Below are 14,592 nucleotides of genomic sequence, written 5' to 3'. Positions count from 1 at the left end.
GGCATCCCGCTCCCCGGCTCCCGCCTCCCGGTTCCCTATAATCCCCGGTCATGAGCCGCTCCTTCGACCACCTCCTCATCGACCGCGTCGGGACCGACGGCCGCGTCGCCCGCATCACCCTCAACCGCCCCGAGAAGATGAACGCCCTCTCCCAGGAGCTCCTGTTCGAATTCTGGGACGCCCTCCACGACCTCGAGGCCGACGATTCCGCCCGCGTCATCATCGTCCGCGGCGCCGGCCGCGCCTTCAGCGCCGGGTACGACCTCGCGCCCCCGCGCGGCGGCGCCGACGGCGTCGTCCGCCGCTACCGCACCAGCGACGACAAAGGCCGCCGCCTGCTCATGGGCATCCGCACCGGCATGCAGCAGATCACCGACATCCATCTTTACTTCTGGAACATGGCGAAGGTCACCATCGCGCAGGTGCACGGCTACGCGCTCGCCGGCGGCTGCGAACTGGCGATGATGGCCGACCTCGTCGTCGCCGCCGAAGACGCCCAGCTCGGCCACCCGGGCCTGCGCGGCCTCGGCACCAGCCGCACCGGCGTCATCTGGCCGCTCGTCATCGGCATGCGCAAGGCGAAGGAGCTCTACTACACGGGTGACTCCATCTCCGGCCGCGAAGCCGAGCGCATCGGCATGATCAACTACGCCTGGCCGAAGGAGGACCTCGAGGCGAACACCATCGCCCTCGCCGACCGGCTCGCCAACGCCACCGCCGACCACCTCGCCATCCTGAAGCTGAACATGAACCGGTTCTACGAGAACATGGGCATCTACAGCTCGGTCCGCAGCTCCACCGACATGGATGCGATGGCCCAGATGACCGCGTTCAGCTACGCCTGGCAGGACAAGATGCGGGAGAGCATGGAGGCCGGCACCGGCCTGAAAGGCGCGCTCGACTGGCGCGAAGGGATGTACCGCCCCGACACCCCCGGCCTCAAGCGCTGAGGGGGCCAAATCTCTCACGGAGCGTCTCATGGAAAACCTGGAGCTCATCGACCGGCTGCGCCGAGAGCCTCGCTACACCCTCGGGGAGGCGGCGCGGCTGACCGAAGTGCACCCCTCGACGCTTCGCGCCTGGCTGGCCGGGACGGTCCAGCGGCGTGCGGTCCTCACGCGCGAATTCAGCAGCGACCTTCGGCTCTCGTTCCTTGACCTTTGCGAGGTCGTGGTCGTGCGCGGGTTTCGCGAAGGGCGGGATGGCGTGGCTCGCCTCCCCCTCGAGCGGCTCCGGCGAGCACATGCGTTCGCTTCCGAGCGCCTGCGAATCGAACACCCCTTCGCGAGCCAGCATCTGTTCACCGATGGTGTGAACATCCTTCACGACTTCGAGGGTGAGAATCCTGGACCCGGGCGGCTGGTGCTGGATCTCGATGGGCAGTTTGCTCTGCCGTTCTCGGTAGGTCAGCTTCAAGCACAGTTCGAGTTCGATCTGACGCTGGCCCAGCTCGCGACCCGCTGGTTCCCCGCAGGTCGGGATGGCGCCATCGTGGTCGACCCGACCCGCGCTGCCGGCATGCCGATTATCGTGGGCCGGAACCTGCGAGTCGACTTCATCGCGCAGCGATTCAAACGGGGAGGCGAGAGCATCGAGAGCATTGCCCGCGACCTCGACCTCGAGCCCGTCGACGTCGAGGCGGCAATCCGGTTCGCTGCGTGAAGCTGTTCTTTGATGAAAATATCGGCTCGACTGTGCCGGACGCATTGCGGCACGTCGGAGCGCCCGCCCAGGACATCGCACGGCCCAGGAAGGGCGGTGTGGTTGGCCTCGGCGCCACGGACATCGAGTGGGTTCGGCATGTAGGCGCCAATGGCTACCTCGGTCTTACCGAGGACCTGAAAATTCTCCAGAGCCCCGCGGTGATTCAGGAGGCGCGGCGCTGGGGGGCTGGTCTCATTTTCCTTCCCACCGGCCAGTGGCCGCGCTGGCAGGTGCTGCGCCTCCTGCTCTGGCGCTGGGAGTGGCTACAGACGGTGGACGCGTCTGTTCCTCGGCCGTTCGCATTTCGATGGGACCGTCATGGCAGAGCGCGCCGCATCTACTGAGCCCCGGCACCCCCGGCCTCAAGCGCTGAGGGGTCCCTACCGCCGGCGGAACGCGATGGGCAGCTCCAGCACGCCCCGCATGATGAACGTCGGCACCCGCGGCAGCATGCCCTCCGTCGTCCGCTCGAAGCCGGTCGCCGCGCCCAGCAGCTCCTCATAGGCGACCCGCGCCTCCAGCCGGGCCAGCGGCGCCCCGAGGCAGAAGTGGATGCCGAGGCCGAACGCCAGGTGCCGGTTCGGCGACCGCTCCACGTCGAACCGCAGCGGCTCGGGGAACTGCGCCGGGTCGCGGTTCGCCGCTGCCAGCCACACCACCGTCGGCAGGTTCGCCGGGATCGTCTTCCCGTGCACCTCCACATCGCGCGTCGGCCGCCGCACCGTCGCCTGCACCGGCGAGTTGTAGCGCAGCACCTCTTCGATGGCGCCCGGGATGCGCGCCGGCTCCGCCGCCACCTTCGCCAGCTCGCCCGGGTGCTCCAGGAACGAAAGCATCGTGTTGCTGATCAGGTTCGTCGTCGTTTCGTTGCCCGCCACCAGCAGCAGCACCAGCATCTGGAGCAGGTCGGCGAAGGTCAGCCGCTCCCCGTCCTGTTCCGCCTGCACGAGCCCGCTGATGAGGTCGTTCCGCGGCCGCTGCCGGCGCTCCTCCGTCATCCGGGTGAAGTACTCCCGCATCTCCTCGAAGACTTCCGCCCGGATCTGCCGGCCGCTGCCCCCGAGCGCCGTCCCCAGGCTCGCGACCGCCTCGTCCGACCACTCTTTGAACTTCGCCCGGTCCTCCGGCGGGATGCCAAGGATCTCGGCGATGACGATGACCGGCAGCGGGTACGCCAGCGCCGCCACGAGGTCGCACTCCCCCGCCTCGAGCGCCGGCGCCAAAAGCTCCCGCGTGATCTCCCGGATGCGCGGCTCGAGCTGCTCGACCATCCGCGGCGTGAACGCCTGCGATACCAGCGACCGCAGCCGCGTATGCCGCGGCGGGTCCGAACTCAGCATCATCGGCTCCGGCGGGTCCGTCACCTCCGGCGGCGGCGGGAACCGGGACGACCACGTCTCCCAGTCCTTCAGGATGGCCGTCGCGTCGTCGTACCCGAAGACCATCGCCAGCCCGCGCTCGGGCAGGATCAGCGGGCTCATCGCCCGGCCCAGCTCGTAGAACGGGAACGGGTTCTCGAGGAACGCCGGGTCGTTGATGTTCGGGGCAGCTACCATGCGGGCACCTCCGCTCGCCATTCTACCCGAACCGCGTTCGAGTTTTGAAAAGGAGGGTAGAGGTTGGAGGTGGGTGCTCCCCGTTCCCGCCTCCCAACTCCCAACTCCCGACTCCGCAGCCGCGGGGCTCCGCCCCCGCGGAGGGCCGGCGAGGCCCACCCGGGCGTTCGCGTTCACTGGCGCCGGTGCTCCCGCCTCCCCGTTCGCAACTCCCAACTCCCATCTCCCAACTCCCCCTCCCCCCTCCACCGCCGGCGCGGAGCGCCGGCATCCCGCGGCGATGCCGCCGCCGGCGGCGAGCCATCCCCCGCCGCGGGCGGCCAGCCCGCGGCATCCCGCCGCCTCACCCCACGTTGCCGAAGAGGTACTCCGCCACCGGCGCCCGGCCGTTCGCCTTCGAATTGATGGCGCGCGACATCTGCACCACCCGCGGCCGAAGCCCTTCGTACAGCGCCGCGATGGCCGGGTGGGCCGAGTTCGAGAGCGCGAACCACGCCCCGCGCGCGGCGAGCCCCCGCACCGCCGCCGCCAGCCGCTCCTGGTCGGACCAGCCGAACGCCCGGTCCGTGTACGCCGTGAAGTTCGCCGTCGCGCTCAGCGGGTGGTAGGGCGGGTCGAGGTAGACGAAATCGCCCGGCCCGGCCTCCGCGCACACCTCGGCGAAATCGGCGCACCGCAGCTCCGCATCCGCCAGCTCCGCCGCGCAGGCCCGGAGGTTGGCCTCGTCCAGGATGCGCGGCCGCGCGTACCGGCCGTGCGGCACATTGAAGCGGCCTCGCCGGTTCACCCGGTAGAGCCCGTTGTAGCAGGTGTGGTTGAGGAAGATCACCCGCGCCGCCCGCGCGGCAGCCGCCGCCGGCTCGCACGCCCGCACCCGGTAGTACAGCTCCCGCCGCCCCGTCCGGTCGGCAGCGAGGTACGCCTCGGCCAGCGGCTCCAGCGCGCGAATCACCCCATCGACGTCATCGCGCACGGCTGCGAAGGTCGCGATCAGCTCGGGGTTCGCATCGGCGAGGATGGCCGGCGTCCGCAGCCCGAGCGCCCGCAGCCCGAAGAACATCGCGCCCCCGCCGAGGAACGGCTCGATGTACCGCTCGACCCGCAGCCCCTCCAGCCCGGCGGCCACCGTCGGCACCAGCCGCGCCTTGCCCCCGGCCCACTTCAGGAAGGGCGTCGCCATCGGCCACCATCGTGCCGAACCGCCCGGCCCCGGGCAATTCCCCGCCGGCGCGCCCGGCTGCTACGGTGGAATCATGCCCTACAAAGCGCCCGGCTCCGGCCGCGAAGGCTCCGCCGTCTTCCTCGTCGCGCCCGACGGCTCCATCCTCCTCCAGCAGCGCGACGACGACGTGCCGCCTGCCGGCATCGGCCGCTGGACGCCGCCCGGCGGCGGCCGCGAACCCGGCGAATCCCCCCTCGAGACCGCCCGGCGCGAGTTCGAAGAGGAAACCGGCGTCCGCCTCCAGCGCCTCCGCTACATCGAGACCGTCACCACCGCGCAGGTGCCGGACCTCCTCCCCTCCTGCCTCCACCTCTTCGTGGCCGACGACCCCGTCCCCCGCGCCGCCATCGAGGTGCGCGAAGGGCTCGATTTCCAGTACCACCACCCGTCGGCCTTCGATGCCCTGCCGATGAACCCCGGCACCCGCCAGCTGCTCGCCCGCTTCACCGCCAGCGACGCCTACCGGGGCACCGTCGGCATGCTCCAGCCCTTCCGCGTCGGCGTCGGCGTCATCGCCCTCGACCGCTGGGGCCGCGCCCTCCTCCAGCTGCGCGACGCCGACCTCCCGCCCGAGCGCTTCCCCGGCCTCTGGTCCATCCCCGGCGGCCTCGTCGAACCCGATGAACCGCCCGACGCCGCAGCCTTCCGCGAGTTCGAAGAAGAGACCGGCGTCCTGCTCGACGACCTCCGCCTCTTCCGCGTCTACCGCGCCAGCGAGCTGCCCGGCTCGCTCACCCACGTCTACCACATCTACTACGGCGACCCGGATGTCCCCGAGGAGCTCATCGAGGTGCGCGAAGGGCAGGCGTTCCGCTACTGGGCCCCGCGCGAGGTGGACGCCCTGCCCCTCGCCGGCCCCGCTGCCAGCGTCCTGCGCGACTTCTTCGCCAGCACCCACTACCGCAAGCTCTTCCACTGAGGCGGGATGGCGCGGGCGCACCGCCCGCGGCGGGGAGTGAGGAGTTGGGAGGTGGGAGAGAGCGTGCGCCCGTGCGGGCTGCCGTCAACCTCCAGCCGTAATCGCGGGGCTCCGTCCTCGCGGGGCGCCATGCGCCCAACCGATGTCCACGGGAAGCGGGAACCGGAAAGCGGGAACCGGGAGGCGGGAGATGGGAGATGGGAGATGGGAGATGGGAGTTGGGAGTTGGGAGTACGGAGATCGGAGCTGGGAAACGGGGAGGGGAAACAACCTCCAACCTTCAACCTCCAACCTTCAACCTCCAACCTCCAACCTCCAGCCTCCGTCCCCTCCCCCGAACCTGCCAAAATGGTACAATAACCTCAACCATTTCCCCTGCCCCAGCCTGCCCCGGAGCTGCCCTTGTCCATCGAACCGACGTCGCAAATCCGCCCTGTCCAGATCGAACAGGAGATGCGCACGAGCTACCTCGATTACGCGATGAGCGTGATCGTCTCGCGCGCCCTCCCGGACGTCCGCGACGGCCTCAAGCCCGTCCAGCGCCGCATCCTCTGGGGCATGTACGAAGGCGGCGCACGGGCAGGCACCGCCTACCGCAAATCCGCCGCCACCGTCGGCGACGTCATGGGGAAGTACCACCCCCACGGCGACCAGGCGGTCTACGACACCCTCGTCCGCATGGCGCAGGATTTCTCCCTGCGCTACCCACTCGTCGATGGGCAGGGCAACTTCGGCTCCGTCGATGGCGACCCGCCCGCCGCCATGCGCTACACCGAAGCCCGCATGTCGGCCATCGCCGAAGAAATGCTCGCCGATATCGACCAGAACACGGTCGACTTCGAACCGAACTACGACGGCCGCCACGAGCAGCCCTCCATCCTCCCGGCCCGCATCCCCAACCTCCTCCTCAACGGCTCGGCCGGCATCGCCGTCGGCATGGCGACGAGCATCCCGCCGCACAACCTCGGCGAAATCGCCGATGCCGTCTCCATGCTCATCGAAAATCCGGAGACCACCACCCTCGATGACCTCCTCACCGTCATCCAGGGCCCTGATTTCCCCACCTACGGCATCGCGCTGGTCGGCAAGGACCGCGCCCAGCTGCGCACCGCCTACGGCGAAGGCCACGGCCGCATCACCATGCACGCCCGCACCCACGTCGAAGAATCGAGCCGCGGCCGCACCAGCATCATCGTCACCGAACTCCCCTACCAGGTGAACAAAGCCCAGCTCATCGAGAAAATCGCCGACCTGGTGCGCGACCGGAAAATCGACGGCATCGCCGACCTCCGCGACGAATCCGACCGGAACGGCATGCGAATCGTCATCGAGCTCAAGAAAGAAGGCTCCGTCCAGCAGGTGAAGAACCTGCTCTTCAAGCACACCGCGATGCGCTCCACCTTCGCCATCAACATGATGGCCATCGTCGACGGCGCGCCCCGGCGCCTCGGCCTCAAGCGCGCCCTCGAACTGTTCATCGACCACCGCCGCGAAGTCATCCGCCGGCGCACCGAGTTCCAGCTCGAAAAGGCCCGCGAGCGCGAGCACATCCTCCAGGGCCTCCTGCGCGCCATCGACCTCATCGATGCGGTCATCGCCACCATCCGCGCCTCCGAATCCGCCCAGCACGCCATCGAGCTCCTGCAGGGCAACGGCCTCGTCCAGCTCGAGCGGCTGCCCGCCAACAGCCCCGCCGGCATCCGCGCCCTCGCCCAGCGCAACCCGTTCACCTTCTCCGAAGTCCAGGCGCGCGCCATCGTCGATATGCAGCTCCGGCGCCTCGCCGGCCTCGAACGGCAGGCCCTCCTCTCCGAATACGAAGAGCTCATCAAGAAGATCGCCGAGCTCGAAGACCTCCTCGCCAACCCGCGGAAGATCGACTTCCTCATCCGCGACGACATGCAGGAGCTCAAGAAGAAGTACGGCGACCCCCGCCGCACCGAAATCGTCGAAGCCGACCCCGAGGACTTCCGCGAAGAAGACCTCATCCCCCACCAGGACTGCGTCGTCACCCTCAGCATCCGCAACTACATCAAGCGGATGCCGCTCGAGGAGTTCCGCCGCCAGCGCCGCGGCGGCCAGGGCGCCCGCGGGGCCGCCATCCGCGAAGAAGACGCCGTCATGAAGCTCGTCGTCTGCGACAGCCACGACAACCTCCTCTTCTTCACCGACCGCGGCAAGGTCTACCACCTCCGCGCCTTCGACGTGCCCGATACCAAGAAGCAGGCGAAGGGCCTCCCCATCGTCAACCTCATCGACGTCGAGCCCGGCGAGCGCGTCACCGCCATCCTCCCCGTCCGCAGCTACGACCGCGACTTCATCCTCCTCGCCACCCGCAAGGGCGAAATCAAAAAGACCCGCCTCTCCGAATTCGAAGAGGTCCGCCGCAACGGCAAGATCGCCTTCAACCTCGAGCCCGATGACCAGCTCATCGCCGCCCGCGCCGCCACCAACGAGACGCACGTCATCCTCGTCTCCAGCGAAGGCATGGCGATCCGCTTCAAAATCGACGACCTCCGCGATGCCAGCCGCACCAGCGGCGGCGTCCGCGGCATGAAGCTCACCGGCGACGGCTATGTCGTCGGCGTCGAAACCACCGACGACGGCGCCGACCTCCTCATCATCTCCGAGCGCGGCTTCGGCAAACGCACCGCCATCGACGAATACCCCGTGCAGGGGCGCGGCGGCCAGGGCGTCAAAACCCTCAACATCACCGACAAAACCGGCAAGGTCGCCGCCTGCCGCATGGTCACCCCCGGGCAGGATCTCATGCTCGTCACCCGCGACGGCATCGTCGTCCGCACCCGCGTCGACGGCATCAGCCGCATCGGCCGCAACACCCAGGGCGTCACCGTCATGCGCGTCAACGAAGGCGACGCCGTCGCCAGCATCGCCGCCTTCACCATGTCCGACGACGAGGCGAAAGGCCGCAGCCGCGCCCGCGGAGCCGCCAACGGCGCCGACCCCGGGGCGAACCTGAATGAGACGCTCCCGCTCGACCTCGACGGCGACGCCGACGGCGATGGGAACGGCGCGGAAGACGCCCCGGGCGATGACGCCGACGCCTAGCGCCGCCAGCCGGTGACGTCCATCCTCCTCGGGCTCGGGGCGGCGCTCGCCTGGGGCACCTCCGATTTCCTCGGCGGCCGGTTCACCACCCGCCTGCCCGTCTTCACGGTCGGTTTCGCCGCCCACGTCTCGGCGGTCGCGCTGCTCGCGGCGGCGCTGCTCATCAGCGGGGCCGGCGTCTCGGGCGCCGCGCTCGGCTGGGGGCTCGCTGCCGGCCTCGCGACGAGCTTCGGCGGCCTCGCCCTCTACAAGGGCCTCTCGCTGGGCGAATCAGCGGTCGTCGCGCCCCTGTCGGCCTGCGGCGCCGTCATCCCCGTCGCCGCTGCGCTCATCACGGGCGATGCGCCGGGCCCGGCGGCCCTCGCCGGGATGGCGCTCGCCTTCGCCGGCATCATCCTCGTCTCGCTCCCGGCCGAGGGCCGCCTCTTCGCCGGCGGCCGCCACCTCCAGCCCGTCGCCCTCGGCCTCGCGGCCGCTGCCGGCTTCGGCGTTTTCTTCCTCCTCATCGGCCGCGCCGCCGCCAGCGACGCCGACGCCCTCGTCGCCGTCCTCTTCGCGCGCGTCGGCGCGGCGCTCTTCACGGGCTCCGTCGGCGCCGCCGCGGGCGCGCTGCGCTGGCCGGGCGCGCTCCCCGGCCTCCGCCTCTCGGCCATCGGCGCCATCGATACCGCCGCGAACCTCTCCTTCGCCATCGCCACGGCCCGCGGCAACGTCGCCGTCGCCTCCGTCCTCGGCTCGCTCTACCCGGTGCAGACGCTGCTGCTCGCGCGGCTCGTCGGCGGCGAGCGGTTCACCCCGCGGCGCATCCTCGGCGCCGCCTTCGCCCTCGCCGGGGTGGCGCTCATCTCGGCCTGAGGCCGGGACCCGCGAAACCGGGGGCGCGGCGCCGCACCCCCGGTTCGAACGCGCCGGGTTCGCGGCCGCCGCCCTACTGCTTCTGGAGGAAGAGCTGGAACTCCATGACGCCCTTGTCGTCCACGCTCAGCACGATCGCCGCCCGCGGCTGGGCGATGTCGTAGTCGGCGAATTTGATTTCGATCGACCCCACGACCACGATGAGGCCGTTCTCGACCTTCGCCTGCACCGGGATTTCGACGTCGCGCGTCACCCCGTGCAGCTCGAGCGCGCCCTTCAGCGTGGTGCTGAACGCCTCGCCGTTCGCGAAGCCGGCCGGCAGCTGCACGGCCTCCTTCAGCGTGAACGTCGCGTTCGGGAAGAGGTCCGTCTCCAGCGCCTGCCGCCGGAGCGCGTTGTCGCGCTGCGAGCGGTCGCTCCGGAGCGTCTGCAGGTTCGCCGTGAACGAACTCCCCGGCTGCACCGTGCCGTCCCGGATGGTGACCGTGCCGCGGACCTCGGAGGTGCGGCCCACGGCGGTCACCGCCCCGATCTGCGCCAGCTCCTCCTGCACCCGGTAGCCGACGAACGTCTCGCCGGCGGAAGCGATGCCCCAGGCGCCGTCGATGCCGCCGGCGGCGCTGCTGCCGCTCCCGGCCTGGCCCGTCGCGCCGGCGGCTGGCGTCGAACCGCCGCTCGCCTGCCCTGTCGCCGTCGGCGTGCGCAGCGTCTCGAGCGCACCTTCGAGCGAGACCTCCTCCGGCGCGTCGCTCCGGATGAAGAAGAACCACACGGCGAAGGCGGCGATGGCTACCGCCGCCAGCCCGCCCCCGCCGAACATCAGCAGCTTCCGATTCATGAGCAGCTCCCGGGACACGGATGTCCCGCCTATCTTCGCGCACACGGCAGGAAGGCCCCGTCAGGCCCCTTTACCCCGGTAAAGGCCGGCCGGGCGGCCGAACGCGGCGCGGCGCCGGGAAACGTCCCGGCGCCGCGCGGAAGGGTTGAACCCGGTGCGGCGGGCTAGAGCGCTTCGATGATGGTGCTGATGCCCATGCCCGCGCCGATGCACTGGGTCGCGAGGCCGTAGCGCTTGCCCGAGCGGCGCAGCTCGTGCGCGACGGTGAGGACGAGCCGGGCGCCGGTCGCGCCGAGCGGGTGGCCGATGGCGATCGAGCCGCCGTTCACATTCACCTTCTCCAGCGGGATGCCCAGCTCCTTGCAGGACGGGATGACCTGCGCGGCGAACGCCTCGTTGAACTCGACCCGGTCGATCTGGTCCGCTTCGATGCCCGCGTGGCGGAGCGCCTTCTTCGTCGAGGGGACGGGGCCGAGGCCCATCACCTGCGGCTTCACCCCGGCGATGCCGTAGCCGGCGATCCGGGCGAGCGGCTCGAGGCCGAGCTCCAGCGCCTTCTTCTCGCTCATCAGCAGCACCGCGCTGATGCCGTCGTTCGTCGGGCAGCTGTTGCCCGCCGTGATGCGCAGCTCCTGCCCCGTCGGGCTCACGATGCCCTTCACCGGCGGCAGCTGGCTGAGCGCTTCGATGTTCGTGCCCGGCCGGATGCACTCATCCCGGTCGAAGACGATCATCTTCCCCCGCTCCGATTCGACCCAGTTGCCCTCGGCGTCGAACACCGGGTCCTCCACCTCGAGCGGGATGATCTCGTCCTTGTAGACGCCCTTTTCGTAGGCGGCGACGGCCTTCCGGTGGCTCTCCACCGCGAACTGGTCCATCTCCTCCCGGCTCAGGTTGTAGACCTCCGCCACGTTCTGGGCGGTCTGCACCATCGAGAGCACCGGCGAGTAGTCGAGGATGGCATCCGGGAACGGCACCGAGAAGTTCTCGAAGTGGTCGGGCGCTATGTTCCGCTGCTCCGGCGTCTGCTCGAGCCGGCGGCGGTTGAACTCGGTGATGCGGGTCGTCGGGCCGCGCTGGCCGCCGCCGAGGCCGCGGCCCATCCGCTCCGCGCCCATCGCGATGCCGCACTCCGTCGCGCCGACGGCGATCGACTGCGCGATGCGGTGGAGCACCTCCATGCTCGAACCGCACTGCCGGTTCGTATCGAAGGCCGAGATTTCGGCCGGCAGGCCGGCGAGCCGCGCGATGGTATCCGCGCCGATGCCGGCGAGCTCGCCGGCGCCCTGCACGTTACCGAGGCCGATATCCTCGATCATCGTGGGCTTCACCTTCGGGTTGCGCTCGAGGAGCGCCCGCAACACCTGCGCGCCCGCTTCATCGAGCCGCGTGGCCACGAGCTTGCCGCGCCCGCCGCGCGCAAAGGCGGAGCGGACACCATCGACGATGACGACGTTCTGAAGTTCCAAGGCTGTTCCTTCTTCCTGGGGTTGCCGGGCTGGGCCGGGGAAACCGGCCCGCAATCCCGAGCATGATAGGGCATCGGCCGCAGAATGCGAATCGCCCTCGTTTGAACACGCGCGTCGCCCCCGCGCGACAGGGGATGACGCCTTCCCCTGCTATCATCCGCAGCCGTCATGCGCTGCCGGCCCCTCCTGCCCGCCCTCGCCGCATTGGTTGCCGTCCTCGGCGGCGCTGCCTGTCTCCCGGGCGAAGCCCCGCCCCCGACCCCCACGCCCACCCCCACGCCGACCGCCACCCCGACCCCGACACCCACGCCGACCCGCACGCCGACTCCGACGCCGACCGCTACCCCCACCCCGACGCCCACGCCCGTCCCGCCGACCCCGACGCCGACGCCGCGCCCGCCGACACCAACACCGACCCCCACGCCCCGGCCCTACGTCCCTCCGCCGCCCTACGCCCCGCCCACGCCATGGTCACCGCCGGGGTACCCAACGTCCGGGGTAGGCGGTGCTCCGACTCGGACGCCGACCCCGACCCCCCGTCCGCTATCGTGTGGCCCAGCTTTTGTGACCTCCTACGTTGCCGATGTTTTGGTTTCTGCGAGGTGCAGCATGATCGGGCAATCAGTGACGTTTGAGGTAACGGTTCAGGCCTTGGGAAATTACGATTATCCAGTTTCGGTCGATATGAGGATTTCACCTTCGTTCGGGTTTTACGGTTCAGATTCCGGATTCCTCTATCGTTCGGTGCCCGAGACGCTGCGGGTAACCGCATTCAATATCCAGGCCGGTCATTACAGCGTTACCGTTTCGGCATCTGGGTCGAAGTTGAGCGGAACCATCGCCGCCGGCTCCTTCACCATCCGCTGAGCCCCGCCCCCGGCCGCGGCTTCCGCTACACTCGCCCCATGGACCCGCGCACCCGCGCCATCGCCGACTGGGTGGTCGCCCGCCTCGGCGGCGATCCCCGCATCCGCCGCATCATCCTCTTCGGCTCCCGCGCCCGCGGCGATGCCCGGGAGCGCTCCGACGTCGACCTCGCCATCGAAGCGCCCGGCGCCGACCCGGTCGCCTGGGACGACATCCTCGCCGCGCTCGACGAGGCGCCGACCCTCCTCCAGCTCGACGTCGTCCGCCTCGAAGACGCGCCGGAGGCGCTCCGCGCTGCCATCGAACGGGAGGGCATCGAACTCCACCATGCCGTCGCAGCGTAGCCGGGTCGCCGTCGAGAAGCTGGAGCGCCCCCTCGCGCGCCTCGAGGAGGCGCTGGCAGAGGACCCCTCCAGCCCGCTCGTCCTCGACGGCACCATCCAGCGCTTCGAGTTCGTGTTCGAACTCGCCTGGAAGGCCCTGCGGAGTGTGCTCGCCGACCTGGGCGTCGAAACCGCCAGCCCCCGCTCCGCTATCCGCGCCGCCTACGCCGCCGGCCTCATCGACGACGAGCCAGGCTGGCTCGCCCTCCTGCAGGCCCGCAATGAGACCTCACACACGTACGACGAGGCCCAGGCGCGCCGAGTCTACGAGGCTGTCAGCGCGGCCATGCCGGTCCTCCGGGCCGCCGCCGCCCGGCTGCGGGCCGAACTCGACCCTGCCTGAACCGGGCCGGCCCCGGCCTAGACGGCCGCCTTTGCCCCGCAGCGCGGGCAGAACTTCGCCCGCAGCGGCAGCTGGGCATTGCAGCCCAGGCAGCGCAGCTCCTCCCCGGGGCTCGGGAGGAGCGCCCCGCACTCCATGCAGAAGCGCGCGCCTCCCTCGTTCCGGGTGCCGCAATCGACGCAGAAGATCGGCGGGGCGGCCGGGGTGGCGGCATTGCCGCCCTTCCCGGCCTTCCCCTCTTTCTCCTTCTTCTTTTTCTTGCTCCGGCGCTCGAAGAGCTCCTCGAACACCTCGAACAGCTCATCGACCATCAGCGGCCACCTCCGGCGGCCCGCCCGGGATGAGCCCGTCCGGGTCCATCAGCTTCCGCAGCTCCTCCAGCGAACAGTCCGCCGGCGGCACGAACGCATCGGAAGGCACGAGTTCATCGGCCGGCAGCGGCTCGCCCCGCTCCTCGATGAGCCGGTGCATCGCCTCGAGGTGCGCCCGGAACTCCGTCGCGTCGCCCCGGGTGATGTCGTCGTCGAGCGCGGCGTCGATCCGGTTCAGCTCGTCGACGAGCGCGTCATCGAGCCGCCACTGGCCCCGTCCCATCAGCCGCACGATCACCGGGCACCCCCTTCCGCGGCGACGGCGGCCCGCAGCCGCTCCAGCTCGGCATCGACGCTCGCCTGCCGGCCGAGCGCCTCCAGCTCGCGGTCGATGCCCGTCTTCCCGTCGAGCGAATCCTCCAGCACGCCGCTCTCCAGCAGCTCCTGGATCGCCTGGCCGCGGCTCTTCAGCTGCGCCGTCCGGTCCTCCGCCCGCTGGATCGCGTAGCCCACGTCGGTCATCTCCTCCGAGAGCCCGGTGACCGCCTCGCCGATGCGGACGGTCGCCTTCGCCGCCGTGTACTGCGCCTTCAGCACCTCCTTCCGGGTGCGGAAGGCCTCCACCTTCGCCTGCAGCCGCTGCTCTGCCTGCACGAGCTGTTCCTGCTCGGCCTTCAGGTTCGCCACCTGCGCTTCAAAGCTCTCGATTTGCGCCTGCGTCGAGGCCTTCCGCTCGAGCGCGATGTGCGCGAGGTCCTCGCGGCCGGCCTTCAGCGCCTGCATCGCCTGCGCATCGAACGTCGGCAGCTTCGCGCGCAGCTCCTCCGCCTGCAGCTCGAGCCGCCGCCGCGCCGCCGTCACCTCGACGATGCCGCGCTTCACATCGCGCAGCATCTCCACCTGTTTCTCATAGCTCAGGTCGAGCATCTCGCGCGGGTCTTCGAGCCGGTCGAGCGCTTTGTTCGCCTTCGCCTGGAAGATGGCTGTCAGCCGTTTCCACATCTGGGGTCGACTCCTTTCCTGCTGCTGTCGTGCTGGTTACGGTCTCCCGGACAG

Annotated in this window: 17 protein-coding genes; 9 read left to right on the top strand and 8 right to left on the bottom strand. The window is 70.2% G+C overall.

Annotated features, from left to right (window positions below):
• The first annotated feature begins 50 nt into the window (after window positions 1–50).
• The 3 genes from O0235_RS06465 to O0235_RS06455 are packed head-to-tail and all read left to right on the top strand — an operon-like array spanning window position 51 to window position 2,048.
• Complete coding sequence (locus O0235_RS06465) at window positions 51–950, top strand: enoyl-CoA hydratase-related protein (protein WP_270057719.1); 900 nt, start codon at window positions 51–53, stop codon at window positions 948–950.
• A gap of 28 nt (window positions 951–978) precedes the next feature.
• Window positions 979–1,662: a DUF433 domain-containing protein gene (locus O0235_RS06460; protein WP_270057718.1), complete on the top strand. Its 684-nt coding sequence runs from the start codon at window positions 979–981 to the stop codon at window positions 1,660–1,662.
• Window positions 1,659–2,048, top strand: coding sequence for a PIN-like domain-containing protein (locus O0235_RS06455; RefSeq protein ID WP_270057717.1), 390 nt, complete (start codon window positions 1,659–1,661; stop codon window positions 2,046–2,048). Before O0235_RS06460 ends, O0235_RS06455 begins: the two co-directional genes overlap by 4 nt.
• 36 nt (window positions 2,049–2,084) lie before the next feature.
• Here the strand turns inward: O0235_RS06455 and O0235_RS06450 are convergent, their stop codons facing one another.
• Together O0235_RS06450 and O0235_RS06445 are read right to left on the bottom strand one after the other, a co-directional pair.
• Complete coding sequence (locus O0235_RS06450) at window positions 2,085–3,260, bottom strand: cytochrome P450 (protein WP_270057716.1); 1,176 nt, start codon at window positions 3,258–3,260, stop codon at window positions 2,085–2,087.
• A 343-nt stretch (window positions 3,261–3,603) separates the two neighbouring features.
• Window positions 3,604–4,440: a DNA adenine methylase gene (locus O0235_RS06445; RefSeq protein WP_270057715.1), complete on the bottom strand. Its 837-nt coding sequence runs from the start codon at window positions 4,438–4,440 to the stop codon at window positions 3,604–3,606.
• Between the two features lie 73 nt (window positions 4,441–4,513).
• On the opposite strand from O0235_RS06445, the gene O0235_RS06440 reads away from it, so the two are divergent.
• Entirely contained in the window at window positions 4,514–5,401 is an 888-nt protein-coding gene (locus O0235_RS06440; RefSeq protein ID WP_270057714.1) for an NUDIX hydrolase, read from the top strand.
• Here the strand turns inward: O0235_RS06440 and O0235_RS06435 are convergent.
• A complete protein-coding gene (locus tag O0235_RS06435; RefSeq protein WP_270057713.1) occupies window positions 5,380–5,748 on the bottom strand; it encodes a hypothetical protein in 369 nt (122 codons plus the stop codon). The two genes, O0235_RS06440 and O0235_RS06435, sit on opposite strands and share 22 nt — an antisense overlap.
• A 55-nt stretch (window positions 5,749–5,803) precedes the next feature.
• Here O0235_RS06435 and gyrA point away from each other — a divergent pair, with 55 nt between their 5' ends.
• Both gyrA and O0235_RS06425 read left to right on the top strand, forming a co-directional pair.
• On the top strand, window positions 5,804–8,470 hold the full coding sequence (gene gyrA, locus O0235_RS06430; protein ID WP_270057712.1) for a DNA gyrase subunit A: 2,667 nt from the start codon (window positions 5,804–5,806) through the stop codon (window positions 8,468–8,470).
• A 12-nt stretch (window positions 8,471–8,482) separates the two neighbouring features.
• Window positions 8,483–9,325, top strand: a complete 843-nt coding sequence (locus O0235_RS06425; RefSeq protein WP_270057711.1) for an EamA family transporter — start codon at window positions 8,483–8,485, stop codon at window positions 9,323–9,325.
• A 73-nt stretch (window positions 9,326–9,398) separates the two neighbouring features.
• Here O0235_RS06425 and O0235_RS06420 read toward each other — a convergent pair whose 3' ends face one another.
• A complete protein-coding gene (locus O0235_RS06420) occupies window positions 9,399–10,163 on the bottom strand; it encodes a YceI family protein (protein WP_270057710.1) in 765 nt (254 codons plus the stop codon).
• A gap of 164 nt (window positions 10,164–10,327) precedes the next feature.
• A complete protein-coding gene (locus O0235_RS06415) occupies window positions 10,328–11,632 on the bottom strand; it encodes a thiolase family protein (RefSeq protein WP_270057709.1) in 1,305 nt (434 codons plus the stop codon).
• A 609-nt stretch (window positions 11,633–12,241) separates the two neighbouring features.
• On the opposite strand from O0235_RS06415, the gene O0235_RS06410 reads away from it, so the two are divergent.
• Genes O0235_RS06410 through O0235_RS06400 form a run of 3 tightly spaced genes read left to right on the top strand, consistent with a single transcriptional unit; the run spans window position 12,242 to window position 13,225 of the window.
• The gene (locus O0235_RS06410) at window positions 12,242–12,499 is read left to right on the top strand and encodes a hypothetical protein (RefSeq protein WP_270057708.1); all 258 of its coding nucleotides are present in this window, start codon (window positions 12,242–12,244) and stop codon (window positions 12,497–12,499) included.
• Between the two features lie 38 nt (window positions 12,500–12,537).
• Window positions 12,538–12,843 carry a nucleotidyltransferase family protein gene (locus O0235_RS06405; RefSeq protein ID WP_270057707.1) on the top strand — a complete coding sequence of 102 codons (306 nt, stop codon included), beginning with the start codon at window positions 12,538–12,540 and terminating at the stop codon, window positions 12,841–12,843.
• Window positions 12,827–13,225, top strand: coding sequence for a nucleotidyltransferase substrate binding protein (locus tag O0235_RS06400; protein WP_270057706.1), 399 nt, complete (start codon window positions 12,827–12,829; stop codon window positions 13,223–13,225). Before O0235_RS06405 ends, O0235_RS06400 begins: the two co-directional genes overlap by 17 nt.
• A gap of 17 nt (window positions 13,226–13,242) precedes the next feature.
• Here the strand turns inward: O0235_RS06400 and O0235_RS06395 are convergent, their stop codons facing one another.
• The 3 genes from O0235_RS06395 to O0235_RS06385 are packed head-to-tail and all read right to left on the bottom strand — an operon-like array spanning window position 13,243 to window position 14,538.
• Window positions 13,243–13,536: a zinc ribbon domain-containing protein gene (locus O0235_RS06395; protein ID WP_270057705.1), complete on the bottom strand. Its 294-nt coding sequence runs from the start codon at window positions 13,534–13,536 to the stop codon at window positions 13,243–13,245.
• Window positions 13,526–13,819, bottom strand: a complete 294-nt coding sequence (gene pspAA, locus O0235_RS06390; RefSeq protein ID WP_270057704.1) for a PspA-associated protein PspAA — start codon at window positions 13,817–13,819, stop codon at window positions 13,526–13,528. The genes O0235_RS06395 and pspAA overlap by 11 nt, the downstream gene beginning before the upstream one ends.
• Before the next feature lie 11 nt (window positions 13,820–13,830).
• Window positions 13,831–14,538: a PspA/IM30 family protein gene (locus tag O0235_RS06385; RefSeq protein ID WP_270057703.1), complete on the bottom strand. Its 708-nt coding sequence runs from the start codon at window positions 14,536–14,538 to the stop codon at window positions 13,831–13,833.
• Between the last annotated feature and the right edge of the window lie 54 nt (window positions 14,539–14,592).

Origin of the sequence: Tepidiforma flava (assembly GCF_027594505.1) — a bacterium.
In the GTDB taxonomy this organism is placed as follows: Bacteria; Chloroflexota; Dehalococcoidia; order Tepidiformales; family Tepidiformaceae; genus Tepidiforma; species Tepidiforma flava.
Note: the sequence above shows the minus strand (reverse complement) of the source record. Positions and strands in the feature narration are given on the sequence as shown.

Bases quoted from the DNA above. Each gene is read 5' to 3' on its own strand.
- O0235_RS06465 (WP_270057719.1), top strand. From the start codon at position 51: ATGAGCCGCTCCTTCGACCACCTCCTCATCGACCGCGTCGGGACCGAC.
- O0235_RS06460 (WP_270057718.1), top strand. From the start codon at position 979: ATGGAAAACCTGGAGCTCATCGACCGGCTGCGCCGAGAGCCTCGCTAC.
- O0235_RS06450 (WP_270057716.1), bottom strand. From the start codon at position 3,260: ATGGTAGCTGCCCCGAACATCAACGACCCGGCGTTCCTCGAGAACCCG.
- O0235_RS06445 (WP_270057715.1), bottom strand. From the start codon at position 4,440: ATGGCGACGCCCTTCCTGAAGTGGGCCGGGGGCAAGGCGCGGCTGGTG.
- O0235_RS06440 (WP_270057714.1), top strand. From the start codon at position 4,514: ATGCCCTACAAAGCGCCCGGCTCCGGCCGCGAAGGCTCCGCCGTCTTC.
- O0235_RS06420 (WP_270057710.1), bottom strand. From the start codon at position 10,163: ATGAATCGGAAGCTGCTGATGTTCGGCGGGGGCGGGCTGGCGGCGGTA.
- O0235_RS06410 (WP_270057708.1), top strand. From the start codon at position 12,242: ATGATCGGGCAATCAGTGACGTTTGAGGTAACGGTTCAGGCCTTGGGA.
- O0235_RS06405 (WP_270057707.1), top strand. From the start codon at position 12,538: ATGGACCCGCGCACCCGCGCCATCGCCGACTGGGTGGTCGCCCGCCTC.
- O0235_RS06400 (WP_270057706.1), top strand. From the start codon at position 12,827: ATGCCGTCGCAGCGTAGCCGGGTCGCCGTCGAGAAGCTGGAGCGCCCC.
- O0235_RS06395 (WP_270057705.1), bottom strand. From the start codon at position 13,536: ATGGTCGATGAGCTGTTCGAGGTGTTCGAGGAGCTCTTCGAGCGCCGG.
- pspAA (WP_270057704.1), bottom strand. From the start codon at position 13,819: ATGGGACGGGGCCAGTGGCGGCTCGATGACGCGCTCGTCGACGAGCTG.
- O0235_RS06385 (WP_270057703.1), bottom strand. From the start codon at position 14,538: ATGTGGAAACGGCTGACAGCCATCTTCCAGGCGAAGGCGAACAAAGCG.